Origin of the sequence: Olleya sp. AS48, assembly GCF_038900355.1 — a bacterium.
GTDB lineage: Bacteria > Bacteroidota > Bacteroidia > Flavobacteriales > Flavobacteriaceae > Olleya.
Window position 1 is genome coordinate 245,024 of record NZ_JBBMRD010000001.1, and the last position, 24,044, is coordinate 269,067.

The 24,044-nt window shown below is 31.8% G+C and carries 26 protein-coding genes; 18 read left to right on the top strand and 8 right to left on the bottom strand.

The genetic code is table 11. The features are described 5' to 3' along the window. Position 1: 1 nt before the first annotated feature. The 5 genes from WNY60_RS01135 to WNY60_RS01155 all read left to right on the top strand — a co-directional run bounded on the left by WNY60_RS01135 (position 2) and on the right by WNY60_RS01155 (position 3,580). On the top strand, positions 2–718 hold the full coding sequence (locus tag WNY60_RS01135; RefSeq protein ID WP_342861230.1) for a hypothetical protein: 717 nt from the start codon (positions 2–4) through the stop codon (positions 716–718). 120 nt (positions 719–838) lie between these two features. Beyond that, a complete protein-coding gene (locus tag WNY60_RS01140) occupies positions 839–1,339 on the top strand; it encodes a hypothetical protein (RefSeq protein ID WP_342861231.1) in 501 nt (166 codons plus the stop codon). Positions 1,340–1,348: 9 nt separating this feature from the next. Further along, complete coding sequence (locus WNY60_RS01145) at positions 1,349–2,056, top strand: hypothetical protein (protein WP_342861232.1); 708 nt, start codon at positions 1,349–1,351, stop codon at positions 2,054–2,056. Between the two features lie 306 nt (positions 2,057–2,362). Beyond that, the gene (locus WNY60_RS01150) at positions 2,363–2,758 is read left to right on the top strand and encodes a hypothetical protein (RefSeq protein ID WP_342861233.1); all 396 of its coding nucleotides are present in this window, start codon (positions 2,363–2,365) and stop codon (positions 2,756–2,758) included. After that, a complete protein-coding gene (locus WNY60_RS01155) occupies positions 2,759–3,580 on the top strand; it encodes a histidine kinase (RefSeq protein ID WP_342861234.1) in 822 nt (273 codons plus the stop codon). 10 nt (positions 3,581–3,590) lie between these two features. Here WNY60_RS01155 and WNY60_RS01160 read toward each other — a convergent pair whose 3' ends face one another. From WNY60_RS01160 to panB, 3 genes are all read right to left on the bottom strand, one after another. Continuing rightward, the gene (locus WNY60_RS01160) at positions 3,591–4,961 is read right to left on the bottom strand and encodes an aldehyde dehydrogenase (RefSeq protein ID WP_145001870.1); all 1,371 of its coding nucleotides are present in this window, start codon (positions 4,959–4,961) and stop codon (positions 3,591–3,593) included. Positions 4,962–5,105: 144 nt separating this feature from the next. Beyond that, entirely contained in the window at positions 5,106–5,801 is a 696-nt protein-coding gene (locus WNY60_RS01165) for an RluA family pseudouridine synthase (RefSeq protein WP_145001869.1), read from the bottom strand. A 47-nt stretch (positions 5,802–5,848) separates the two neighbouring features. Next, positions 5,849–6,667, bottom strand: a complete 819-nt coding sequence (gene panB, locus WNY60_RS01170) for a 3-methyl-2-oxobutanoate hydroxymethyltransferase (RefSeq protein ID WP_145001868.1) — start codon at positions 6,665–6,667, stop codon at positions 5,849–5,851. Between the two features lie 108 nt (positions 6,668–6,775). Between panB and WNY60_RS01175 the strand changes: the two genes are divergently transcribed. Beyond that, positions 6,776–7,228 carry a nuclear transport factor 2 family protein gene (locus WNY60_RS01175; protein ID WP_339807906.1) on the top strand — a complete coding sequence of 151 codons (453 nt, stop codon included), beginning with the start codon at positions 6,776–6,778 and terminating at the stop codon, positions 7,226–7,228. Positions 7,229–7,232: 4 nt separating this feature from the next. Here the strand turns inward: WNY60_RS01175 and WNY60_RS01180 are convergent, their stop codons facing one another. After that, positions 7,233–8,654, bottom strand: a complete 1,422-nt coding sequence (locus tag WNY60_RS01180) for an L-serine ammonia-lyase (RefSeq protein ID WP_145001866.1) — start codon at positions 8,652–8,654, stop codon at positions 7,233–7,235. Between the two features lie 179 nt (positions 8,655–8,833). Here WNY60_RS01180 and dnaK point away from each other — a divergent pair, with 179 nt between their 5' ends. From dnaK to WNY60_RS01200, 4 genes are all read left to right on the top strand, one after another. Further along, positions 8,834–10,729, top strand: a complete 1,896-nt coding sequence (gene dnaK / locus WNY60_RS01185) for a molecular chaperone DnaK (protein WP_145001865.1) — start codon at positions 8,834–8,836, stop codon at positions 10,727–10,729. 201 nt (positions 10,730–10,930) lie between these two features. Further along, positions 10,931–11,878, top strand: a complete 948-nt coding sequence (locus WNY60_RS01190; RefSeq protein ID WP_145001864.1) for a nitronate monooxygenase — start codon at positions 10,931–10,933, stop codon at positions 11,876–11,878. Positions 11,879–11,887: 9 nt separating this feature from the next. Beyond that, positions 11,888–12,361: a hypothetical protein gene (locus tag WNY60_RS01195; RefSeq protein WP_339807904.1), complete on the top strand. Its 474-nt coding sequence runs from the start codon at positions 11,888–11,890 to the stop codon at positions 12,359–12,361. 136 nt (positions 12,362–12,497) lie between these two features. After that, positions 12,498–13,751: a hypothetical protein gene (locus WNY60_RS01200; protein ID WP_342861235.1), complete on the top strand. Its 1,254-nt coding sequence runs from the start codon at positions 12,498–12,500 to the stop codon at positions 13,749–13,751. Here WNY60_RS01200 and WNY60_RS01205 read toward each other — a convergent pair. After that, positions 13,741–14,319, bottom strand: coding sequence for a GNAT family N-acetyltransferase (locus WNY60_RS01205; protein WP_342861236.1), 579 nt, complete (start codon positions 14,317–14,319; stop codon positions 13,741–13,743). The genes WNY60_RS01200 and WNY60_RS01205 overlap by 11 nt on opposite strands. A 43-nt stretch (positions 14,320–14,362) precedes the next feature. On the opposite strand from WNY60_RS01205, the gene WNY60_RS01210 reads away from it, so the two are divergent. The 5 genes from WNY60_RS01210 to WNY60_RS01230 all read left to right on the top strand — a co-directional run bounded on the left by WNY60_RS01210 (position 14,363) and on the right by WNY60_RS01230 (position 19,072). Continuing rightward, a complete protein-coding gene (locus WNY60_RS01210; RefSeq protein ID WP_342861237.1) occupies positions 14,363–14,788 on the top strand; it encodes a hotdog fold thioesterase in 426 nt (141 codons plus the stop codon). 3 nt (positions 14,789–14,791) lie between these two features. Further along, positions 14,792–15,907, top strand: coding sequence for a chorismate-binding protein (locus WNY60_RS01215; protein ID WP_342861238.1), 1,116 nt, complete (start codon positions 14,792–14,794; stop codon positions 15,905–15,907). A 42-nt stretch (positions 15,908–15,949) separates the two neighbouring features. Next, a complete protein-coding gene (locus tag WNY60_RS01220; protein ID WP_342861239.1) occupies positions 15,950–17,701 on the top strand; it encodes a thiamine pyrophosphate-binding protein in 1,752 nt (583 codons plus the stop codon). A 118-nt stretch (positions 17,702–17,819) separates the two neighbouring features. Next, on the top strand, positions 17,820–18,161 hold the full coding sequence (locus tag WNY60_RS01225) for a DUF2853 family protein (RefSeq protein ID WP_145001858.1): 342 nt from the start codon (positions 17,820–17,822) through the stop codon (positions 18,159–18,161). Positions 18,162–18,232: 71 nt separating this feature from the next. Continuing rightward, a complete protein-coding gene (locus WNY60_RS01230) occupies positions 18,233–19,072 on the top strand; it encodes a S1-like domain-containing RNA-binding protein (RefSeq protein ID WP_145001857.1) in 840 nt (279 codons plus the stop codon). Here the strand turns inward: WNY60_RS01230 and WNY60_RS01235 are convergent. Together WNY60_RS01235 and WNY60_RS01240 are read right to left on the bottom strand one after the other, a co-directional pair. Beyond that, positions 19,056–19,487: a hypothetical protein gene (locus tag WNY60_RS01235; RefSeq protein ID WP_339807898.1), complete on the bottom strand. Its 432-nt coding sequence runs from the start codon at positions 19,485–19,487 to the stop codon at positions 19,056–19,058. The two genes, WNY60_RS01230 and WNY60_RS01235, sit on opposite strands and share 17 nt — an antisense overlap. Before the next feature lie 179 nt (positions 19,488–19,666). Continuing rightward, on the bottom strand, positions 19,667–20,110 hold the full coding sequence (locus tag WNY60_RS01240; RefSeq protein ID WP_339807897.1) for a hypothetical protein: 444 nt from the start codon (positions 20,108–20,110) through the stop codon (positions 19,667–19,669). A gap of 301 nt (positions 20,111–20,411) precedes the next feature. Here WNY60_RS01240 and WNY60_RS01245 point away from each other — a divergent pair, with 301 nt between their 5' ends. Continuing rightward, entirely contained in the window at positions 20,412–21,251 is an 840-nt protein-coding gene (locus WNY60_RS01245; protein WP_145001854.1) for a 1,4-dihydroxy-2-naphthoyl-CoA synthase, read from the top strand. Positions 21,252–21,254: 3 nt separating this feature from the next. Continuing rightward, positions 21,255–22,157, top strand: coding sequence for a 1,4-dihydroxy-2-naphthoate octaprenyltransferase (gene menA, locus WNY60_RS01250; RefSeq protein ID WP_342861240.1), 903 nt, complete (start codon positions 21,255–21,257; stop codon positions 22,155–22,157). On the opposite strand, the gene WNY60_RS01255 is transcribed toward menA, so the two are convergent. After that, positions 22,158–22,949 (bottom strand): SDR family oxidoreductase, encoded by a 792-nt coding sequence (locus WNY60_RS01255; RefSeq protein ID WP_339807895.1) that lies wholly within the window; start codon positions 22,947–22,949, stop codon positions 22,158–22,160. It abuts the gene before it with no gap. A 57-nt stretch (positions 22,950–23,006) separates the two neighbouring features. On the opposite strand from WNY60_RS01255, the gene WNY60_RS01260 reads away from it, so the two are divergent. Continuing rightward, on the top strand, positions 23,007–24,041 hold the full coding sequence (locus tag WNY60_RS01260) for an o-succinylbenzoate synthase (RefSeq protein ID WP_342861242.1): 1,035 nt from the start codon (positions 23,007–23,009) through the stop codon (positions 24,039–24,041). Positions 24,042–24,044: the final 3 nt, after the last annotated feature.

Consider the following 24,044-nt stretch of genomic DNA (forward strand, 5'->3'; position numbering starts at 1 on the left):
TATGGAAGAATTTTTAAAGGACAATTATAGTATTTTAACTAAATTCTTCATTTTAGTAGCAGTTGTTTCTGGTCTTGTAACTTACAAGAAACATAAAGGAACACCTGCTACTTTTTTTGTTAAAGTTTTAATCTATTTTTTAATTGTAGAATTAATAGGTACCTACTCTTCGTTGTACAAAAATTTTAGCTTTTTAGAGCCAATATATAACTCATTATTTAGACAAAATTATTGGTGGTATACTATTGCTTTTGATATTATTGGTATTGTATTATTTTCACTTTTATTTCAAAAAATTATTCCTAATAAGCTTTATAATAAGGTGTTAAAATATAGTACTTATGGGTTTGTTCTTTTTTCTATACTATATATTATTTATAATCGTGATTTGTTTTTCTTTCAGTTTTTTCCCGTAATTCAGATAACAGGAGCCTTAATAATACTTAGTTGTAGTGTCTTTTATTTTATAGAATTATTGTTGAATGATAAAATTATAAAATTTTATAAGTTTCTTTATTTTTACATAGCTATAGCCATTTTTATATGGTGGATTGTCGTGACACCATTAACGTTTTATGATGTTTATATGGTAAATGGTGATTGGGATTATATTTTATTAAAGTGGGAAATTTACTTATCTCTAAACTTTATAATGTATATATCATTTGCTATTGGTTTTTTAATCTCTGAGCCAGAAAATTTGATTAAACTAGACTAGTATTAGCCTTATAATATAATATTTAATATGTTTTCTTATTAGATAGTTTTCTTTGTAAAAGATAGTTAGCTAATTTTTTTTTATTACTTTTAAATTGCTATTAACCAACTTTTAAAACAAATGAAAAACTTAGGCAGCTTAATCTTAGGATTAATTATTGGCGCATTGGTAATGTATTTTTATTCAAACAATTTAAAGGGATCTCACGTTATTAACCCAGTTATAAAACCAAGAGGTGTCATTACACCAAATCAAGCAATAGTGTTAGATTCTACCTACAATTCTAGACATACTTTAATTAGCGACAGTATTGTAAAACAACCCGATAATCGCTCAAGCTGGTGGTCCTTGGATGATGTTACTAATTATATAGATTATGCTAAAAACCAATCTGACAGCTTAGGTTATAATATGAGTGGATTAAGAGTCTATTTAGGAGCCTATCCAACAAGTAAAAATCAGGTTGGATATACTACCATGTTTATGGTACCAACAGGAGATGTTAAAATGGTTGATGGAAGTAAAGGTTTTGCAGCATCAGCTAATACTGATATTGAAGGAGCTAGTCCTTTAAATATGGGAACTGCTGGTAATCCTCCAAATTCTAATTATCCTCATTAATTCCGTATTGTGGAAACATTTTTGAAACAAAATTATAGTTTAATAACCCACAGTATAGAGTTATTGGCTGTGCTTATTGCTTTATTATGCTATAAAAAATACAAGTTAACTTCTGGTAAGTATTTTATATATTTTCTATTCTATGTTTTTGTTATTGACCTGTTAGGAGAATATCCTTCATTTTACAATACGTTTGAGTGGTTAACTACTGTACAAAATTCTGTATTTAGATATAATTATTGGCTGTTTACAGTTTTTTACATTTTAGGAAGCATAGTGTTTTATATGTTTTATTATCATAAGATTTTAAAAAACAAAACACATAAAATTATAGTATTGGCAGTAGGTATATTAAGTTTAGTAATTTCAATAATCTATATGGCATGTAATACAGCTCAGTTTTTTAATGGCTTTTTACCTTTAATAAGTGTGTTAGCTGCTTTTTCTATTATAACATTTACAACATGCTATTTTATCGAGTTGTTACAAAGTGATAAAATGCTTAGGTTTTATAAAATATTAGACTTTTATATTAGTATAGCGTTGCTTTTTTGGTGGTTAATTACAACGCCAGTTATTTTTTACGGTATTTACAATTCTGATGAAGATTGGAATTTTGTAATCTTAAAATGGCAAATATTTTTGTTTTCAAATATCATGATGTACTTAACTTTTACTTTTGGATTATTAATTTCAAGGCCTCATGAAAACGATTAGATGATAGATTTTATAACCAAACATTTTAATTTTATTGTGTATTTTTTTGAATTAATTGCGTTTATAACAGGCGTTATTTTATTTAAAAAGCATAAAAGTAAAGCAACAAAGATTTTTATTTTTTTTTTAGCTTACATAGTTTTTGTCGAGTTTGTGGGATGTATCTTAACTTATCTTAAAGCCAACGCAATAGTGCAATTTGTAAGACAGTTAGGGGTAACAACCCGTCTATGGTATAATGTGTTTTGGTTATTTGGAAGTGTCGTTTTTATCTTGTTTTACTATTATAATTTGTTTAAAATCAAGATGTTTAAGACTACGATTAAATATATAAGCTTATTATATGTTTTAATTTTTACTATACATGTAGTCTTTAATTACGACGCCTTTTTTAATGCGCATCATACGTTTTATTTTATTTTAGACGCCTCAATAATTTTTATATGTGTAACGCTTTTTTGTTTAGAATTACTTAAAAGTGACTACCTTTTAAATGTTTCAAAATCATTTAGCGTGTACGCTACTTTTGGGTTGTTTTTATGGTGGCTAGTAACAACTCCAATTATTTTTTACGAAAGTTATAATACCACTGCAGACTGGGGTTTTGCAAATTTAAAACGTCGCGTATTTCTATTTGCTAATATATTTATGTATACTTGTTTTGTATTGGGTCTAATAGCTTCTAAACCTCAAAAAAATTAAATGATTAATACTTTAAATTTTATACAAACACAGGCAACCTCTACACAGTCAGAACGTTATTTGCTAATTTATATGATTGGTGTGCTTATTGTGGTTACCACCTTGGTAGTATTGTTTTTTATAGTATTTCAAAAAAGAAAAAACACACTACTGTTAGATAAAATTTTACAACAACGCGCTTTTGATTTAGAGCTATCAAATGCACAAACCGAAATACAAGAGCAAACCCTAAAAAATATTGGTTGGGAGCTTCACGATAACGTAGGTCAGTTGTTAGCAGCAGCTAGCATGCAACTTAATATCCTTAAAACTAAATTAAATGTTGAAGGAAACGAAAACTTTGCTGAAGCCTCAGATTTTGTAAAACAGAGTTTAAAAGAAGTTAGGATGTTATCACGATCGTTAAATAATGAGGTGATACTAAATATTGGTTTTGAACAGTCCATTACCAATGAGTTAAACCGACTTAAAAAAATGAAATTTGCTTCTGCAGAATTACAAGTAAAAGGGATAGTAGTTCCTTTTAATGATAAAAAGCACGAGATTATTATATTCAGAATTTTACAAGAGTTTTTTTCCAATACAGTTAAATATTCTGAAGCAAAAAACTTGACTGTAACCTTAAATTATCTGGCAGATAAATTAATTTTAGTAGCAACAGATGATGGTAAAGGATTTGATATAAATACAGTACAAGAAGGATCAGGTTTATTAAACATGAAAAGTCGTGCCCAACTTATTAATACCAACTACAATTTAACTTCAAAACCAGGAAATGGTGTTAAGTTGCAATTAGAGTATCCCTTAATAAAACAAGCTTAATAGACTGCTTTTATAGCCATTTTAAAGCCTTTCTAACAAAGTTTAACTTATTCTTATAAGGTGCATAACGTACAGGTATATCCAACCAATTAGCTTTTTTAACAACACCCTTTTTATGACTAAACGTGTCAAAGGTGTACTGTCCATGATAAGCACCAAGTCCACTATTACCTACACCTCCAAACGGTAATCTATGATTAGCAAAATGTACAATGGTATCATTAATGCATCCTCCTCCAAACGAGAATTTTTGTATTAATTGTTTCGCTTTCGCGGAATTTGAGCCAAATACGTATAAGCTTAAAGGTTTATTGTATGACATGATAATAGTGTCTAATTCCGAATCTTTTTGATAAGAAATCACAGGAAGAATCGGACCAAAAATCTCATCTTTCATCACTTCGCTATCAAGCTGTGGCTCATCAATAATAGTTGGCGCAATGTACAAATCAGAAGCATCAGTTTGTCCGCCAATAATGCACTTTTGATTAACTAACATTTTTGCTAAACGCTCAAAGTTTTTGGCATTTATAATTCGCGCAAAATCTTTAGATTGTTTTGGAGTAGAGGAGTATGCTAATTGTATTTCATGCTGCATAGCTTTATAAAAAGCTTCTTTTTTACTATCATGTATTAAAACATAATCTGGTGCAATACACGTTTGACCTGCATTTACAAATTTACCCCAAACAATACGTTTTGCTGCTAGCTTTATATTTGCTGAATTATCAATTATACAAGGGTTTTTTCCACCCAACTCTAATGTAACAGGAGTTAAATTTGGTGCAGCAGCCTTAGCTACTATTTTACCAACTGCGACACTGCCTGTAAAGAATATATAATCCCAATGTTGCTCTAGTAATTTGGTAGAGGTATCTACACCACCTTGCACAACAGCAACATGTTCAGGGTTAAAAACAGTATTGATAATATCGTTAATTAATACAGAGGTGTGTGGTGTTAACTCACTAGGTTTTAAAATGGCTGTATTTCCTGCTGCAATTGCACCAACAAGTGGAGCCAATGCTAATTGATAGGGATAATTCCAAGGTGCTATTATTAAAACACTTCCGTAAGGTTCTGCATACAAATAATCAGTGGACGGAAAGTTTAATAACGCTGGCAAGACGCGCTTTGGTTTTGCCCATTTATTTAACTTTTTTATAGTGTGTTTTAAATCCTGAATTACAATCGCTGTTTCGGTTAAAACACTTTCAAATTCAGGTTTTTTAAAATCGTTATATAACGCATCTATAATCTCTTGCTCTCTGGTTTTTAATTGATTTAACAACGATTTTAAAAGTGTTTTTCTGTAGGGAACACTTAAAGTTTTACCTGTTTTAAAATACGCTTTTTGATTGTTTAATAATTCAGGAATCATAGTGGTGTTTTAAAATTAAAGATAAACTATTTTATTGATTTGCTGCTCATGCGTTAGTGGTAGTAATGACATCCTTTTTTTGCTACCATAAATGGCAAAAAAAGATATAATGGATGACACGACCCTTGTGGTAACGCCCAAATATTACAAACAAGCGTCCCAAATAGGATCTTTAGGTAAAGGTGCTGTAATGTTTAAATCGTCTTTAGAGACTGGATGAGTAAATTGTATGTTTCTTGCGTGTAAGCTTATGCTTGCGTCTTTGTTACTGCGATCAAATCCGTATTTTAAATCGCCTTTAATTGGAGAACCTATACTAGACAGTTGCGAGCGTATTTGATGATGACGTCCTGTTTCTAGATTAACTTCAAGTAAAAAATAGTTGTCTAGCTTTTTGATTATCTTGTAATGTAGGATTGCCTTTTTGCTATCTGGTACTTCTTTTATATAAGCTGTAGACTTGTTGTTTTTTGGATTTTTCTTTAACCAATGGATCAAAGTATCAGCATCTTTTTCTGGCCTATTTTTAACTAAAGCCCAATAGGTTTTAGAGATGTCTTTGGACACAAACAACTTATTTAATCTTGGCAAGGCTTTACTAGTTTTAGAAAATATGACTAAGCCTGTTGTTGGTCTATCTAATCTATGGACAGTCCCTAAATACACATTGCCTGGTTTATTGTATTTTAAGGCAATGTAATTTTTAATAACGTCACTTAAAGGTGTGTCTCCTGTTTTGTCACCTTGCACAAGGTCTCCAGCACGTTTATTAACGACAATAATATGGTTGTCCTCATAAATAACTTGAAGGTTGTCTTTATTAGATAAAACTTTTGACATTAGGATATATAATAGTATTGCAAATTAGTCTTAATAGCTAAAAGTTATTAATACTGCTCGTTATCGTTAGGGAAGTCTCCACTTTTAACGTCTTCGCCATATTGAGCAATTGCTTGACTCATTTCTTCATATAAATTCATGTAACGACGTAAAAAACGAGGGTTAAACTCATGCGTCATACCTATCATATCATGTAAGACTAGTACTTGACCATCAACACCATTTCCGGCTCCAATACCTATCACTGGTATTGATACGCTTTGTGCAACCTCTTGTGCTAATTTTGCAGGAATTTTTTCTAGTACAATAGCAAAACATCCAATGCGCTCTAACATAAGTGCGTCTTCCTTTAGTTGGTCTGCTTCTTGTTCTTCTTTAGCTCTTACAGTGTAAGTTCCAAATTTGTATATAGATTGAGGAGTTAAACCTAAATGTCCCATGACAGGTATTCCAGCATTAAGGATGCGTTTAATAGAGTCTTTAATTTCTTTACCACCTTCCAATTTTACTGCGTGTCCACCAGACTCTTTCATGATTCTAATAGCACTTCTTAAAGCTTCTTTTGGATCACTTTGGTAACTACCAAACGGTAAATCTACTACAACTAAAGATCTGTCAATAGCACGTACTACAGAGGATGCGTGATATATCATTTGATCTAAAGTAATAGGCAATGTTGTTTCATGTCCAGCCATTACATTACTAGCAGAATCACCAACTAAAATAACGTCTGTACCTGCACCATCTACTATTTTAGCCATAGTATAATCGTAGGCAGTCAGCATGGAGATTTTTTCTCCATTTTTTTTCATTTCTACTAATGATTTAACGGTAACGCGTTTATATTCTTTTTTTGCTACAGACATGTTTTGTAATTTTATTATAGAATGTAAATGTACTAAATTAAAGGCTTATTCTGAATTTTAATTTATTTTGAAAGACTTATATTTAGCTAATAATTATAATATTTTTTTATGAAATTATTTAGTCTTGTACTTTTTGTAATGTGTAGTAGTTTTAGTTTTTCTCAAATTGATGAACAAGAAAAAGCAATTAAAACTATTACTACTTTTTTTGAAGGGTTTCATAATCAGGATTCTGTGGTAATTAAAAGCGTTGTGTATAAAGCTGTTGTTATGCAATCAATAAATGAAAACACTAATGGCAATTTGGAATTAACGACCTCTAATTTTTCTGATTTTATAAAACAGATTGTTGCTATTCCAGAAGACCAAACGTTTTCTGAAAAATTATTAAGCTATAGTGTGCAAATTGATGGCAATATGGCAAATGTTTGGACGCCTTATCAGTTTTGGTACAATGACAAACTTAGTCATTGTGGCATAAACTCGTTTCAATTGCTAAAAGTTAATCAAGAGTGGAAAATCTTTTATTTAGTAGATACTAGATCAAAATGCCAAGAATAAACGGTTAACAATCCGCCATATTAACACGTACAGCCAATCCACCTTCGCTAGTTTCTTTATATTTAGTGTTCATGTCTTTTGCAGTTTCCCACATGGTATCGACTACTTTATCTAAAGGTACTTTTACGTTTTTAGGATCGGTGTCTAAAGCTAATTCGGCTGCATTAATAGCTTTAATTGCTCCCATACTATTGCGCTCTATACAAGGGATTTGTACTAATCCTCCAATAGGGTCGCAGGTTAATCCAAGATGATGTTCCATAGCAATCTCTGCTGCAATCATGACTTGTTCTGGGCTACCTCCAAGCAATTCGCATAAGGCTGCTGCAGCCATAGCGGAAGACACACCAATTTCGGCTTGACATCCACCCATTGCAGCACTAATAGTGGCTCCTTTTTTAAAGATGCTACCAATCTCGCTAGCTACTAACAAGAATTTTTTAATGTCTTCAAAATCTGCATCATGGTTTTCTATAACCATATAATACATAAGGACAGCTGGTATAACACCAGCACTTCCATTGGTAGGTGCAGTAACCACACGACCAAGAGAAGCATTTACTTCATTTACAGCCAAAGCAAAACAGCTTACCCATTTTAATATTTGTCTAAATTTAACTTCACTGTTTCTAATGCTTTCTAACCATTCTTGAGGTGTAGTGTATGGCATTTCAATGTTTAAACGCTTGTGTGTGTCAAAAGCACGACGTCGTACGTTTAATCCTCCAGGTAAGTTACCTTCGGTATGACAACCAATAAACATACATTCAAGCATGGTGTCCCAAATGCGATGTAACTCGAAGTCAATCTCTTCATCGGATCTAAGAGAGCGTTCGTTTTCTAAAACTATTTCAGAAATACTTTTATTTTCGTTTGTACAAAACGCTAGCAACTCGGTTGCTTTGTCTATTGGATATGGAAACTCTTTTTTTAATTCTTTATTTTCGGCATCGACCGTACGTTCTTCTTTTATAACAAAACCACCACCAATAGAGTAGAAGGTAGATGTATGAATTTCGGTTTCCGCGAAAGCGGTAAACTTAATTCCATTTGCATGAAACGGTAAAAATGCTCTGTTAAAAATAATGTCTGATTTGGCAGTAAACGGAATAATACGCTCGTTATTTAAAACTAACTTTGAGGTATTATTAATGGATGCAATAATTATGTCAATAGTATCCGTTGGTATACGTTCTGGATCTGCACCACTTAATCCTAACATGACTGCTAAATCTGTAGCATGACCTTTACCAGTTAATGATAAAGAACCGTATAGGTCGATGGTTACCTTTTGGATACTGTCAAAAAGGTTAGCTTCTTTTAGTTCATAAATCCATCGTTCTGCAGCTCTCCATGGTCCTAAAGTGTGAGAACTAGAAGGTCCTACACCAATCTTAAGCATGTCAAAAACCGAAATACACTCCATATCACTAAATCGTTTTAGTATTGAGCGACAAATATAGTTTTTTGTTGCAGATATAATAATTAAAACCATTTCAATTTTGATAGATTTCTGCCATCATGTCAGTCAACTTGTTATGGCATAATCATTGACTTATTGTCATCGTAACAATTACAATACAAAATTTAAAATTATATAAAATTATGAGTAAGATTATTGGAATCGATTTAGGAACAACAAACTCTTGCGTTTCTGTAATGGAAGGTAATGAAGCTGTTGTCATCCCAAACGCAGAAGGTAAACGTACGACACCTTCAGTTATCGCTTTTGTTGAAGGAGGCGAAATTAAAGTTGGTGATCCAGCAAAAAGACAAGCAGTAACTAACCCAACAAAAACAGTTTATTCTATTAAACGTTTTATGGGTAACAAATATTCTGAATCTAAAAACGAAGCAGAACGTGTACCATACAAAGTAGTTAAAGGAGATAATGACACACCACGTGTTGATATTGATGGTCGTTTATACACGCCTCAAGAATTATCTGCAATGATTCTTCAAAAAATGAAGAAAACTGCTGAAGATTATTTAGGTCAAGATGTAACTGAAGCAGTAATTACTGTACCAGCTTACTTTAATGACTCGCAAAGACAAGCAACTAAAGAAGCTGGTGAAATTGCAGGATTAAAAGTACGTCGTATCATTAACGAGCCTACAGCAGCAGCTTTAGCTTACGGAATGGACAAAAAAGGGACTGATCAAAAAATAGTAGTATTTGATTTTGGTGGAGGAACACATGATGTATCTATCCTAGAATTAGGAGATGGTGTATTTGAAGTATTATCTACAGATGGAGATACACACTTAGGTGGTGATGACGTTGATCAAAAAATTATTGATTGGTTAGCAGACGAGTTTAATAATGAAGAAGGAATGGACTTACGTAAAGATCCAATGTCTTTACAACGTGTTAAGGAAGCTGCAGAAAAAGCGAAGATTGAATTATCATCTTCGGAGCAAACAGAAATCAATTTACCATACATTACAGCTACTGCAAGTGGACCAAAACACTTAGTACGTACTTTAACACGTAGTAAATTTGAGCAATTAATTGACGATTTAGTAAAACGTACTATTGAGCCTTGTCAATCGGCTTTAAAAGCTGCAGGTTTATCAAAATCTGATATCGACGAAGTTATTTTAGTAGGTGGATCTACACGTATTCCAGCAGTACAAAAAGCAGTAGAAGCATTTTTTGGAAAAGCACCAAGTAAAGGTGTTAACCCAGATGAGGTTGTATCTTTAGGAGCAGGTATCCAAGGAGGAGTTTTAACTGGAGATGTTAAGGATGTATTACTTTTAGACGTAACTCCTTTATCATTAGGTATTGAGACTATGGGTAACGTATTTACTAAGTTAATTGAAGCAAATACAACAATCCCAACTAAAAAATCTCAGGTTTTCTCTACAGCAGCAGATAACCAACCATCAGTAGAGATTCACGTATTACAAGGTGAACGTGCTATGGCAGCAGATAATAAAACTATTGGACGTTTCCATTTAGATGGTCTTCCACCAGCACAAAGAGGTGTACCACAAATTGAGGTAGCTTTTGATATTGATGCTAACGGAATCATTAAAGTTTCTGCTACAGATAAAGCAACTAACAAGACACAAGATATTCGTATTGAAGCGTCTTCTGGTTTAACTGAAGAAGAAATTAAGAAAATGAAAGCTGACGCTGAAGCAAATGCTGAAGCAGATGCAAAAGCAGCAGATAATGCTAAGAAATTAAACGAAGCAGATTCTATGATTTTCCAAACAGAAAATCAATTAAAAGAATTTGGTGATAAATTATCTGATGATAAAAAAGCACCAATCGAAGCAGCTTTAGCAGAGTTAAAAACAGCTTACGAAAGCAAAGATGTAGCAGTTATCGAGCCAGCGTTAGAAAAAATTAACGAAGCTTGGAAAGTAGCTAGTGAAGAAATGTACAAAGCACAAGCAGATGCTCAAGGTGGACAACCAGGACCAGAAGCAGGAGCGGATTCAACTGAAGGTAGTGATGTTGAAGATGTAGATTTTGAAGAAGTAAAATAATTATAGATATCTAAACTAGTTTAGAATTTCATAATATTAAAAACGCAACCATTAATTTGGTTGCGTTTTTTTGTTTATAACCGTTCTATTATTGGTTTTAATTTTAGGGTTAAATACTATATAGAGGACAATAATTCATTTTAATAAACTATGCATGCATAATAAATTTATTGTTATATTTGTTTAAATAACATTATAATTATGCAAACTAAATTAACTCAGCTTTTAAATATAAAATACCCAATTATCCAAGCGCCAATGTTTTTGGTGTCTAATGTAGCAATGGTTACGGAAGGTATGAAAGCTGGTATTGCTGGTTGTATTCCTGCACTTAATTACCGTACTTTAGATCAATTAAGGGAAGCAATACAAGAGTTAAAAGCTAATAAAGTAGAAGGTGGATCTTTTGGGTTTAACCTAATAGTTAATAAATCTAATATTAAGTATAAAGAGCAACTTAGAGTATTATGTGAAGAAGGTTGCGATTTTATTATAACGTCTTTAGGGAGTCCAGAAGAAACCATTAATCAAGCTCATAAAGCAGGTATTAAAGTATTTTGTGATGTGACAGACCTACGTTTTGCTAAAAAAGTAGAACAATTAGGTGCTGATGCTGCAATTGCAGTTAATAATGAAGCAGGAGGACACAGAGGTAATTTATCGCCACAAGAATTAACTAATCAACTAAGTAAAGCTTTAAATATACCAGTTATTTCAGCTGGAGGAGTAGGATGTAAAGCAGATATTGATAAAATGTTAAGTTATGGAGCAGAAGGCGTATCTGTAGGAAGTCCATTTATTGCATCTGTTGAAGCTGGTGTTACAGATGAGTATAAGCAAGCATGTGTGGATTATGGCGAAAAAGATATTATCATGACAGAGCGTATCTCTGGTACTCCATGTACCGTAATTAATACACCTTACGTACAAAAAATTGGTACTAAACAAACTTGGCTAGAACGCGTATTAAACAAAAATAAAAAATTGAAAAAATGGGTGAAAATGATTCGTTTTTCAATAGGTATGAAAGCTACTCAAAATGCAGCTAAAAAAGCAACGTACAAAACCGTTTGGGTTGCAGGACCAAGTATTGAACATACTAAAGCTATTTTACCTGTTAAAGCTATTGTAGCTAATTTAATAGCCTAAATTAAGTTAATGATAATTCAACCTAAATCTATTAGAAAGGTTTTGCAGGTTGCCTTAGCAACTACTATTGTATTAGGTGTAGTCATATTTATATCAGTTATATATGAATCGAGACAAGACATGTCTGATGATTTTAGATTTTCAAAACTTTTAAATACACCAATTCAAGTTAGAAGTACAAGTACAATACGATGGAATAAAAATAATATTCGTTTTAAACATTATACTCTTAATCAAAACGAAGACTCTAACTATGATTTAGAGGATGTTAAGTCTGTTAAAAAATATCAAATTGGTGATACTATATATTTTTATGCAGCTAAATCCTATAAAAGTATGCATGTCGGAGAAAACTTTTACTTAATAGGTAAAGACACTTTAAATAATGGCGATATTATAGAATTTGAATATTATACAGCTTCAGATTATTCTCCAGAAATATGGGAAACGGAAAAAGAATTTTTAAAAAGAGTTAGGCATTAATTATCCAGCGACTATATTTTAACTTAATTTTTATAATTCAAGTTTTTAAAATTTAAAGAGTTGTTATAACTTTAAAGCTAGCATATTAACCAAAACTTCATTTCTATTGTTAAAAAAAGTAATTTACTTTTTAATTGTGATACTTGTACTATTTATAGGTATGGTGTATTGGTCTACTTCCTCAACAGATCAAACATTTAAAACGTCTCAGTTAGTTAATATTGATAATGTTAATGCCATAAATTTTCATGATTTAGATTCTGTATTAGTAGCAGCAAGCGCTTTATATAAAGCAGATGAGATTAAAATACTTTTTCAAGGAGAGCAATATCGTGCTGCTTGGGCAACACCAATTAAAGCACCTGTATTATTTTTAGACACTTTATTTGGAGGTGTTACAATTACTAAGGAAGGTGGTGGTAAGCAAACCCATTCTTTAAAACTAGAAACTAAAGTAGGTGTTGAGTTAACACTTAGAGGTATTAATAAAGATCCAAAACCACTTATTCCCGAATTTGTAAAAACATTAGGATTAGAAAATATTATCGTAGATGGTATTTCTGCGCAACATCCTTATAGTGCTATATTGGCTGCTGAGCTAGCTAATAAATCCGCTATAATTAATACCAAACCTAAAGTGGTATTTCTTCCAAAGCAAACGCTATTGGGAGACTATAATAACAAGTATGGGAATAGACTATTTTTATTAGAGTACGAAACAGAAAGTAAGACCAATTGGACAAACTTAAGTAATGTTTCTGAAATCGTTGACACTAAAAACCTTCAAGAATTAAAATTAAGTAATACCAATAATATATTTATTGATAAATCAGCACTTATTAGAGCTAGACTGTTTGATCTATTAGTTGGTGATTGGGATAGGCATACAAAACAATGGGGTTGGGCTATACAGCAAACAGATCAAATTTACACAGCTATTCCAATTGCAGGAGATAGGGATAATGCTTTTATAAATTTAGAAGGTATTATACCATCTATTTTATCCAATGAAAATGTTGTTGAACAGTTAAGACCATTTGATTACGAAATAGATTTTATGCCAGGATTAGTCTATCCATTTGATCAATATTTTTTATTAAACACAGAAGAAAATTTATTTATACAAGAAGCGAAACAATTGCAATTACTTCTTAATGATGAGGCTTTACTAAAAGCTTTAAAAGTTTGGCCTTCTCAAATTTTAGATATTGATGGAGAAGAAATCATTAGTAAAATAAAAACAAGACGAGATAATTTAGTGTCCTATGCTAAATTATTTAAAACAACCATAGATAAAAAAGGTTTGGTAACACAGCGTCTAAAAGGCTCTGAAGATTTAAATCTTCCAGAACAACTTCAGGCATGTTTTGAGTGTTATACTAAATATTAAATTCTTTAAACGTATTGGTTTTAATAGTAAGCCATTCGCTTTTTAAAATACCATAACAACAAGTGCTTCGTCTAAAACCATCAGTCATTACTGTATCTTGGCGTAATATGCCTTCTAGTGTTGCTCCTAATTTTGTGACTGCTTTTCTAGATTTAATATTACGCTCATCAATTCTAAATTCTACTTTTTCAAAAAGTAACGTTTCAAAAGCATATTGTAGCATTAAAAATTTCATATGGCTATTTAGACCTGTTCCTTGAAAATCATGTCCTATCCAAGTCCAACCAATATGTAAGACTTTGTTTTTATGGTTAATTAAACCAAAACGAGTGCTACCTGCAAAAGCTTGTTTTTGCTTGTCATAAACAATAAAAGGTAGTGTAGTATTATTATAAAAACCTTCAATTGCAGTTTGTACATAATTTTTTAGAGTCTCTGGAGTAGAAATGGTATTAGGCGAATAATAAATTAAATCAGTCTCTTTAGCAATAGTAGTTAATTGTTTATAATTACTTAAGTCTAAAGGAATTAGTTTTACACGATTGTTTTCAAGAGTTGGAGCTGTCATTTTAGCGCTAGGTTTTGTATTTTTACATTAAAATTAAAGATACATGAAGTATTCTAAAGCACAAGTATTAGCTATAGCAAATAAGGCAAGTAAAAACACTTTAATGGAAACCTTAGAAATAGAAGTTGTAGATTATGGCGAGGATTTTTTAGTATCCAGAATGCCAGTGACACCACGTGTGCATCAGCCAGATGGAGTGTTGCATGGAGGCGCAACAGCAGCATTGGCAGAAAGTGTTGGTAGTTTTGCGTCGCATATCTTTTTAGATTCAGAAAATTTAATGATTAGAGGGTTAGAGATTACAGCTAATCATTTAAAAAGTATTAGCTCTGGCTATGTTTATGCTAAGGCTACTTTTTTACATAAAGGACGTACAACGCAATTGTTAGATATTAGAGTAACGGATGAAGATGACAACCTAATTTCGTTATGCAAATTGTCAACCATTTCTTTACCTAAAAAGAAGTAAGTTATGACCTCTTCCATTTTTTTTGATCAGCTTGCTCAACAATTTGACAAGCAACTTCCTTTTGTAGCTTATAAAAAGCCCAATCAAGTAGCGGTAAAAGCAATGCTTCAGGATAGCAATCAGCTTCATTTTACAACTAATTTTGAGGAGAGTGGTTTTGTGTTTTCAGCTTTTAAAAACGAAGATAATACGGTACTATTTCCTTTAAATAAAAGTCAAACAATTTCATGTTTGCATGATAGTACTACGGTTGATTCTAAAAACCAATTAAGTAGCGCTATAAATCTTTCAGCGAAAGCGAAACATATAAAAATAGTAGAGAAAGCTATTGCCGAAATTGAAGATGGTAGTTTTAAAAAAGTAGTGATATCTCGAGTTGAAACCGAAGCTTTTCCTGTAGACAATACACTTTTACTATTTAAAAAACTGTTAGCGACTTATAAAACAGCAATGGTATATTGTTGGTATCATCCAAAAGTAGGGCTGTGGTTAGGCGCAACGCCTGAAACCTTATTAAAAGTAGAAGGTAACCGCTTTTTAACCATGTCTCTTGCAGGTACGCAACAATACAAAAATACAGTTGATGTCCAGTGGCAATCCAAGGAACAAGAGGAGCAGCAATTAGTTACGGATTTTATAGTAAGTAGTTTAGAGTCGTCAGTCAGTAGTATTAATTTGGGCACTACAGAAACTATCAAAGCGGGGAATTTATTGCATTTGCAAACTAAGATTTCTGGACTATTAAAGCCTGAAAATGGATTGCAGTCTGTTATTGCTAAATTACATCCAACGCCTGCAGTTTGCGGTTTACCTAAAGAAAACGCTAAACAGTTTATATTAAAAAACGAAGGCTATAATCGTGAATATTATACCGGTTTTTTAGGCGAAATAAATATTAAACAAGCCAAAACAAGAAATACCAATCGTAGAAACGTAGAGAATAACGCTTACGGATCTGTTAAAACAATATCAAATTTGTTTGTTAATTTAAGATGTCTTCAAATTAAGAACAACCAAGCATTAATATATGTAGGTGGCGGAATTACAAAAGATTCTGTACCTGAAAACGAATGGGAAGAAACCGTTGCAAAATCTAAGACTGTTAAAAACCTCTTATAATGGTTTTATTTAGGATTTGGGTTTCGTATTTTTGTATAACACATGAAACACCCAAAAATACCTTTAGCACAAACGGTAATTCAGCTTTGTAAAGCCAAGAATATCCAACACATTGTACTGTCTCCAGGAAGCAGAAATGCGCCATTAACCATTGGATTTACTCACGATCCTTTTTTTAAATGTTATAGTATTGTGGACGAGCGTTGCGCAGCTTTTTTCGCATTAGGTATCGCACAACAAATAAAGCATCCCGTAGCGGTGGTTTGCACTTCTGGTAGTGCGTTGTTAAATTATTATCCAGCGGTGTCCGAAGCGTATTATAGCCATGTTCCGTTAGTGGTTTTAAGTGCTGACAGACCTAAGTACTTGGTCGGAATAGGAGATGGACAGACTATAAATCAAGAAAACGTTTTTAAAAACCACATTCAATATTCGGCTAATTTAAAGCAAGATTTAAATCCTGAAAAAGAAAACGCTTTCGCGGAAGACCTGCCAATAATGAAGAGTATTGAGAATAAAGTCGAACGCTTTTTAGGGTTACAACAAGGGATCCAACAATACAACGAAACCGAAATTAATAAAGCCTTTAATATTGCAATAACAACACAAGGCCCTGTACATGTTAATATTCCGTTTGATGAGCCTTTATACCAAATGGTGGATGCGCTTACGGTAACTCCAGAAGTAGTGGCGATACCAAAACCTAATATAGGTAGTGAAGAATATAACGCTTTCGCTGAAATTTGGAATAACTCCAAAAAGAAGTTAGTATTAGTAGGTGTTTTGGCTCCAAACAGTGTGGAGCAGCACTTTATTGACGTTTTAGCAGAAGATGAAAGTGTATTGATATTAACCGAAAGTACCTCTAACTTACATCACAATAATATTTGTCCGAGCATTGATAAATTAATTGGTGCGTTAACGGAACAGGAGTTGCAAGGCTTGCAACCAGAAATACTATTAACCTTTGGAGGTTTAATAGTATCTAAAAAAATAAAGAAATTTTTACGTACCCATAAACCAACACAACATTGGCATGTGTCCGAAAATGGGGCAAATGACACCTTTTTTGTGCTAAACAAGGTGTTTAAGCAATCAATAAACTCATTTTTTCAATCTTTTATACCATTAACTAAAGCTTTAAAAAGTGATTATAATCCATTTTGGAAAAACCAAATGGATATTAGACGCGAAAAGCATGTGCAATACATGGGGTTGATTCCATTTTCCGACTTTAAAGCATTTGACGTGTTACTAAAAAGTATACCAAATCAAACGCAATTACAAGTTGGTAATAGTTCTGCTATTAGATATACACAGCTTTTTGATATTAATCCAACGTTGGACGTTTTTTGTAATCGAGGAACTAGCGGAATTGATGGAAGTACAAGTACTGCAATTGGAGCAGCAATAACAAGAGATAATCCAACCGTATTTATTACTGGAGATTTAAGCTTTTTTTACGATAGTAATGCATTGTGGAATAACTACATACCTAAAAACTTTAGGATTATAGTTATTAATAACGAAGGAGGAGGGATTTTTAGAATTCTGCCAGGACATAAAAACACAGATAACTTTGATTATTTTTTCGAAACCAAGCATCATTTAACTGCTAAGCAATTATGTGACATGTATGGTTTTGAATATGCTACAGCGTCTTCAGAAAGTGAGCTTTCAGTTGCATTGTCTGATTTTTACAACACTTCAATAACACCTAAATTATTAGAAATATTTACACCTTCAAGAGATAATGATGCTATACTATTAGATTATTTTAAGTTTGTTAAATAATTTCAACGAAAAAATTGGACGTTTATCGTAATTGTAATATTATTTTTTTTCGCTTAAAAAGAGATATAAAAAAATTGTACCTTTAAGAAGCTAAAAATATTAATCTAAATTTAAAATTATGAGTAAACGTGATGAATTAATCGCAAAGTATGCAACAGACCTAAAAGATAAGTGTGGTGTAACTGCAGATATGGATTTTTTAACTAAAGTAACTATAGGTTGTGGTCCATCAATATATAACAAAGATTCTGCAACTGTTTCTGGTTCTGATGCATCAGAATTAGCGACTGTAAAAAACAATTTTTTAATTAAAAAATTAGGCTTAGCAGATAGCGATGATTTAGATAAAGCTATAGATTCTGTAATGGAAACTTATGGAAGGTCTAATAAAAATAAATACAGAGCAGTGGTTTATTATTTATTAGCTAAACATTTCAAAAAAGAATCTGTTTATAAATAAAATTATAAAATAATACATAAAAAAAGCGTTACAGTTCTGTAACGTTTTTTTTATATGCTTACATTTGCAAAATGATACAAATAGGACAATTCAATACACTTGAGATTTTAAGAGATACAGAACCTGGATTATTTTTAGGCGATGCAGATAATAATGAGGTTTTATTACCAAATAGATATGTTCCAGAACATTTTGAAATTGGTGATAAATTAGAGGTGTTTGTATATTTAGATAATGAAGAGCGTATCATCGCAACAACTACAGAACCATATATTTTAGATGGTGAGTTTGCTATGTTACGATGTAATGAAGTTACCAAATTTGGAGCCTTTTTGGATTTTGGATTGGTTAAAGAATTATTCTGTCCTTTTAAAGAACAAGCTTTCCCTATGAAAAAAGGAGGTTGGTACTTGGTACGTTGTTATCTAGATGAGGTTACAGAGCGTTTGGTAGCGTCTAGTAAAACCAATCGTTTTTTAGATAATAAGGAGTTAACAGTAGATCAATTTGATCAAGTTGATATTATTGTGTCGCATCCAAGTGATCTAGGTATGAATGTTATTGTAAACAACAGACATACTGGATTAATTTATAAAGACAATATCTTTCAGGATATTAGTGTTGGTGATAAATTAAAAGGGATTGTTAAAAAAATACGACCTGGTAACAAATTGGATATAAGCTTAGGAGAAATTGGTTACAGAAATATTGAACCAAATGCTGATAAGATTATGCAAGAACTTACTGATAACAATGGGTTTTTAGCATTAACAGATAAATCTAATCCTGAAAAAATTAAAACGGTGTTACAAATGAGCAAGAAAACCTTTAAAAAGGCTATTGGGACTTTGTATAAACAAAAACTGGTTGATTTAAAAGACGATGGTATTTATCTTAAGAAGCAAGATTAGTATTATTTACCAAATTGTTTTTAATTTTAGCCCATTCTATGGCTTCATATAAGTCTTCAAAACGTTTGATTTCTACTGTAGAGAATACCTTTTCCATTAGAGCATTAAACCAACTTTGTTCGCTTTTTGTGACTACAGCGTAACCATTTAACACGTTATTATTTTTATAAAACTTTAGCCAATCAGATGGTTTGACTGAGTAGTTGTTTACGCGGTTTGAGATATAGCAAACACTTATATTTGGTCCATAAAATTTATGTACAGCCTGAATCACTTTTTTAGCTTCTTCCCAGGAGTAAGTAATGCCTTCATTTATTTCTGATATAACCAAACCATCAAGAAAATAAAAATTACCTTGATCTGTGATGTGAACATCAAGAATAGAATCTGCTAAAGTTGAATCGATGATTGTCATAAGTATAGTAGGTTTAGGCTAAACTATATAACAACTAGTTGACATACAATTTGTTGGGTATTTTTAATCAGTTTTTTCGACAAAAAATTGTATAAATAGGTCAAACGACAAAAAAAAAAGCCACCTAAAAGAGGTTAGGGCTCTAAAAGGTAGCTATTTAAGCATCTAATTAAAATGCCTTAGGGTATATCAAATGTCACGCTATCATTGGTTGAATTTAATATATAATCATTAATTGTATTATAAGCTTCTGAAATGTTATCAAAATCTAATACAGGTATTTTGCTAAATTGTTTTTCTAAGCTAATATTTACGTTATTAAAATTAGTATTTCCAACTACGCCATAAAATTTTAAATTAGGTAAATTTTTACTGTACTTAGGTAAATCTAAAACCTCTAAGGAGTACTTATTTAATCTATTTGAAATTATACCAAATGGTTTTTTTAATGCTTCATAATAATCATAAATACATTTAAAAGGTAATTTTGTGCTATTAAAACTTACATGTTCGCCTTCATTAACTTGTGTAATAATCATGTTTTCGAAGAAAAATAAATCACCCATAGGAAACTTATGTACTTCTTTTATTTGATTATAAATTTCAGAATTTATTATATTCATTATAGAGGGATTATTAATTCTTAATCAAAGATAATAAGTGGTCATAAAATCTGAAACCAAATATAGTGTTTTATTTTTCAAATAGACAAGAAGTAAATAAGTCTGTTAAAAAACATGTCTTTGAATAATTTTTAATTCACTTAAATACTGTTATTCAGAGATTTACTTCTTTTGTAGGGTTTTTTCATCCTCATTAATCATCATAGATAATCATAATTATTCGGTTTCTTAAAATCAATTTTAATTCTGATAAAAATTTTTATTTGCGTATTTTTATGCTCTTAAAACTTAACGACATCTTATGGAGCAAATTAAATGGATAAAGGCTAAAGAATATGAGGATATAACTTATAGCAAATGCAATGGAGTTGCCAGAATTGCATTTAACAGACCAGACGTAAGAAACGCTTTTAGACCAAAAACGACAAAAGAATTATATGACGCTTTTTATGACGCAGGAGAAGACACATCAATAGGTGTAGTGCTATTATCTGCAGAAGGTCCATCGTCTAAAGATGGTATTTATAGTTTTTGCTCTGGTGGAGATCAAAAAGCAAGAGGTCATCAAGGTTACGTTGGAGAGGATGGTTATCACAGACTAAATATATTGGAAGTACAACGTCTAATTAGGTTTATGCCTAAAGCTGTTATTGCAGTTGTGCCAGGTTGGGCTGTTGGTGGTGGACATAGTTTACATGTGGTTTGCGATTTAACTTTAGCAAGTAAAGAACACGCTATTTTTAAACAAACAGATGCCGATGTTACTAGTTTTGATGGTGGTTACGGATCTGCCTATTTGGCTAAAATGGTAGGACAGAAAAAAGCAAGAGAAATTTTCTTTTTAGGAAGAAATTACTCTGCTCAGGAGGCTTATGATATGGGAATGGTAAATGCTGTTATTCCGCATGATGAGCTAGAAAGCACAGCTTATCAATGGGCTCAGGAAATTTTAGAAAAATCGCCAACCTCAATCAAAATGTTGAAATTTGCAATGAATTTAACAGACGATGGGATGGTAGGTCAACAAGTGTTTGCAGGAGAAGCAACACGATTAGCTTACATGACAGACGAAGCTAAGGAAGGTAGAGATGCGTTTTTAGAAAAACGTAAGCCTAACTTTCCAAAACAATGGATTCCATAATATATGAAAAACTTAAAAAAGTGGTTGTCGGCAATGCGTTTACGTACTTTGCCTTTATCCATATCAGGTATTATTGCAGCAGCTTGTTTAGCAAAATATAATGGTGTATTTGATTATATAATTTTTGTATTTGCTATACTTACAACATTAAGTTATCAGATTTTATCAAACTTGGCTAATGATTATGGTGATGGTGTAAAAGGTACAGATAATGATCAAAGAATAGGTCCTGTAAGAGCTTTACAATCTGGAGCAATTACTAAACAGCAAATGTTTAATGCTATTAAAATTAATGTTTTAATAAGTATAGCTTTAACTATTGGGCTTATATTTTTTTCGTTTAAGGCGCAACATCTTCTATTAGCTTTTGTGTTTTTTATATTGGCATCTTTATCTATTTATGCAGCGATTAAATATACTGTAGGGAATAACGCTTATGGATACAAAGGTAAAGGAGATGTTTTTGTATTTGTGTTTTTTGGTTTAGTTAGTGTTTTAGGTTGCTATGTATTGTTTGCTAAACAAATTGACTATATCGTTATTTTGCCAGCAATAGCAATAGGTTTGCTAAGTACAGCTGTATTAAATCTTAATAACATGAGAGACATCGTGTCTGACGTTACTGCTAACAAAATTACATTAGCAGTTAAATTAGGAGCTGTTAAGGCTAAAAAATATCACTATGTTTTAATTATTACTGCTATTGTTTTATCTGCATTATTTGGTGTATTGTATTACAAATCACCATTTAATCTCATCTATTTTATAGCCTATATACCATTAATATTGCATCTTAAAACAGTGAAGTCGGTTACTAATCCAAAGGATTTTGATCCAGAGCTTAAAAAATTAGCCTTAACAACGGTATTACTTAGTTTACTATTAGGTATAGGTCAATTATTATAATTATCTAACCTGACTTTTTATCACAAAACGATGTAATAGTCTTGGAAAAAAGCGTTTTAAGTAAACTCCAAGTATCTCTTTTTTCCCAATATAAGCTTCAAACTTTTCTTGCTTAATAGCTTTAAGCATGCGTGTGCTAAACTCAGTAATGGATAATCCATTTTCAGTAGCCTTATCTTGACTGTTTTGTAAAGATCCATCGCCAATTAAAGCGTTTTTAGCAATATTGGTATTGACAAAACCAGGACAAATTAAAGTCACCTTTACATTATCTTTTTCATGTTCCATGCGCATTGCATCAAAAAAACCATGCAAAGCATGCTTTGCTCCGCAATACCCAGAACGATAAGGCGAACTAAATTTACCCATCAAACTAGTTACTACTGCATAGTGACCAGATTGGTTTTTAATAAAGTGTGGTAATAAGGCTTTGCTTAAAGCAATGGTTCCTAAATAGTCAATCTCCATTAATTTTTTGTCTACACTAATGTCTGTGTCTATTATTAGCGATCTTTGGCTAATTCCACCATTATTTATTAGTAGGTCAACAGATCCAAATAGACTTATGGCTTTAGCTACAATAGGTTTCATGTTGTCATAATTAGCCAAATCAAAGGGTAAGATAGCAATGTTTTCAGGTTTAGGACATAACTGTTTGATTAGATTTAAATCGGTTTCTTTTCTTGAAGAAATTATTATTTGACAATCTAATTTGGATAAGGCTAAAACTAACCCTTTTCCAATTCCGCTAGAGGCACCTGTAATCCAAACAACTTTATTTTTAAAGGTCATGTAATCGTAGTTTTTTAGGTGAAATTACGAAAATATTTAAGTATTTTTGAAATCCTTATGAAAGCATCGTATTACAAACATATATTAGAATTTAAACAACCAAGCGGAACCTCTAGAGGTATATTAAAAACAAAGGAAACTTGGTTTATAATTATCGATAAAGATGGAAAACGCGGTGTTGGAGAATGTGGTATTTTAAGAGGTTTAAGTGCAGATGATAGACCTGATTATGAGGCACAACTTAAGTCCACTTGTTTAGATATTGAAAAAGGTTTAGATTATTTGTATGCTAAAAATAATCAATTTCCTAGTATCCAAATTGGATTAGAAATGGCCTTTAAGAGTTTAGAGAGCACTAATCCTTTTGTTTTATTTCCTTCTGATTTTACAAACGGAAATGCTGCTATAGATATTAATGGTTTGATTTGGATGGGTGATCAAGCCTTCATGAAACAACAAATTGAAGATAAAATAGCTTTAGGATTTAGTTGTATTAAATTAAAAATCGGAGCTATAGATTTTCAAACTGAATTGGATATTTTAAAGGGAATCAGGCAAAATTTCAGCGAAAGCGATATAGAGCTACGTGTTGATGCAAATGGCGCTTTTAGTACTACTGAAGCTTTGGAGAAACTTAAGCGTTTATCAGACTTTAATTTACATTCCATTGAGCAACCCATTAAAGCTGGTCAACCGGAAGACATGGCTAAATTGTGTGAGACAACACCTTTAGCAATTGCTTTGGACGAAGAGCTGATTGGTGTTTTTAACGATCATGATAAAAAACAACTGTTAGAGTGTATTAATCCACAATATATTATTTTAAAACCAAGTTTTATAGGCGGATTTAAAGGCAGTGATACTTGGATAAATTTAGCAAAAAAACAAAATATTGGTTGGTGGATTACTAGTGCTTTGGAGAGTAATGTGGGATTAAATGCAATTGCACAATATACTTTTACAAAAGGGAGTGATTTACCTCAAGGTTTAGGTACAGGTAGCCTTTTTACTAATAATATTACGTCGCCTTTAAAGGTGAAAAATGGAACGTTACAATATAATTTAAATACTAATTGGGAATTTAATTTTTAAACT

What these genes read in the sequence shown, in the direction of transcription:
- WNY60_RS01140 (WP_342861231.1), top strand. Translation starts at nt 839, where the DNA reads ATGAAAAACTTAGGCAGCTTAATCTTAGGATTAATTATTGGCGCATTG.
- WNY60_RS01220 (WP_342861239.1), top strand. Translation starts at nt 15,950, where the DNA reads ATGAAACACCCAAAAATACCTTTAGCACAAACGGTAATTCAGCTTTGT.
- WNY60_RS01180 (WP_145001866.1), bottom strand. Translation starts at nt 8,654, where the DNA reads ATGGAGTGTATTTCGGTTTTTGACATGCTTAAGATTGGTGTAGGACCT.
- WNY60_RS01210 (WP_342861237.1), top strand. Translation starts at nt 14,363, where the DNA reads ATGAAGTATTCTAAAGCACAAGTATTAGCTATAGCAAATAAGGCAAGT.
- WNY60_RS01215 (WP_342861238.1), top strand. Translation starts at nt 14,792, where the DNA reads ATGACCTCTTCCATTTTTTTTGATCAGCTTGCTCAACAATTTGACAAG.
- WNY60_RS01150 (WP_342861233.1), top strand. Translation starts at nt 2,363, where the DNA reads ATGTTTAAGACTACGATTAAATATATAAGCTTATTATATGTTTTAATT.
- dnaK (WP_145001865.1), top strand. Translation starts at nt 8,834, where the DNA reads ATGAGTAAGATTATTGGAATCGATTTAGGAACAACAAACTCTTGCGTT.
- WNY60_RS01165 (WP_145001869.1), bottom strand. Translation starts at nt 5,801, where the DNA reads ATGTCAAAAGTTTTATCTAATAAAGACAACCTTCAAGTTATTTATGAG.
- menA (WP_342861240.1), top strand. Translation starts at nt 21,255, where the DNA reads ATGAAAAACTTAAAAAAGTGGTTGTCGGCAATGCGTTTACGTACTTTG.
- WNY60_RS01205 (WP_342861236.1), bottom strand. Translation starts at nt 14,319, where the DNA reads ATGACAGCTCCAACTCTTGAAAACAATCGTGTAAAACTAATTCCTTTA.
- WNY60_RS01175 (WP_339807906.1), top strand. Translation starts at nt 6,776, where the DNA reads ATGAAATTATTTAGTCTTGTACTTTTTGTAATGTGTAGTAGTTTTAGT.
- WNY60_RS01135 (WP_342861230.1), top strand. Translation starts at nt 2, where the DNA reads ATGGAAGAATTTTTAAAGGACAATTATAGTATTTTAACTAAATTCTTC.
- WNY60_RS01235 (WP_339807898.1), bottom strand. Translation starts at nt 19,487, where the DNA reads ATGACAATCATCGATTCAACTTTAGCAGATTCTATTCTTGATGTTCAC.
- WNY60_RS01195 (WP_339807904.1), top strand. Translation starts at nt 11,888, where the DNA reads ATGATAATTCAACCTAAATCTATTAGAAAGGTTTTGCAGGTTGCCTTA.
- WNY60_RS01245 (WP_145001854.1), top strand. Translation starts at nt 20,412, where the DNA reads ATGGAGCAAATTAAATGGATAAAGGCTAAAGAATATGAGGATATAACT.
- WNY60_RS01255 (WP_339807895.1), bottom strand. Translation starts at nt 22,949, where the DNA reads ATGACCTTTAAAAATAAAGTTGTTTGGATTACAGGTGCCTCTAGCGGA.
- WNY60_RS01230 (WP_145001857.1), top strand. Translation starts at nt 18,233, where the DNA reads ATGATACAAATAGGACAATTCAATACACTTGAGATTTTAAGAGATACA.
- WNY60_RS01155 (WP_342861234.1), top strand. Translation starts at nt 2,759, where the DNA reads ATGATTAATACTTTAAATTTTATACAAACACAGGCAACCTCTACACAG.
- WNY60_RS01190 (WP_145001864.1), top strand. Translation starts at nt 10,931, where the DNA reads ATGCAAACTAAATTAACTCAGCTTTTAAATATAAAATACCCAATTATC.
- WNY60_RS01240 (WP_339807897.1), bottom strand. Translation starts at nt 20,110, where the DNA reads ATGAATATAATAAATTCTGAAATTTATAATCAAATAAAAGAAGTACAT.
- WNY60_RS01225 (WP_145001858.1), top strand. Translation starts at nt 17,820, where the DNA reads ATGAGTAAACGTGATGAATTAATCGCAAAGTATGCAACAGACCTAAAA.
- WNY60_RS01260 (WP_342861242.1), top strand. Translation starts at nt 23,007, where the DNA reads ATGAAAGCATCGTATTACAAACATATATTAGAATTTAAACAACCAAGC.
- panB (WP_145001868.1), bottom strand. Translation starts at nt 6,667, where the DNA reads ATGTCTGTAGCAAAAAAAGAATATAAACGCGTTACCGTTAAATCATTA.
- WNY60_RS01160 (WP_145001870.1), bottom strand. Translation starts at nt 4,961, where the DNA reads ATGATTCCTGAATTATTAAACAATCAAAAAGCGTATTTTAAAACAGGT.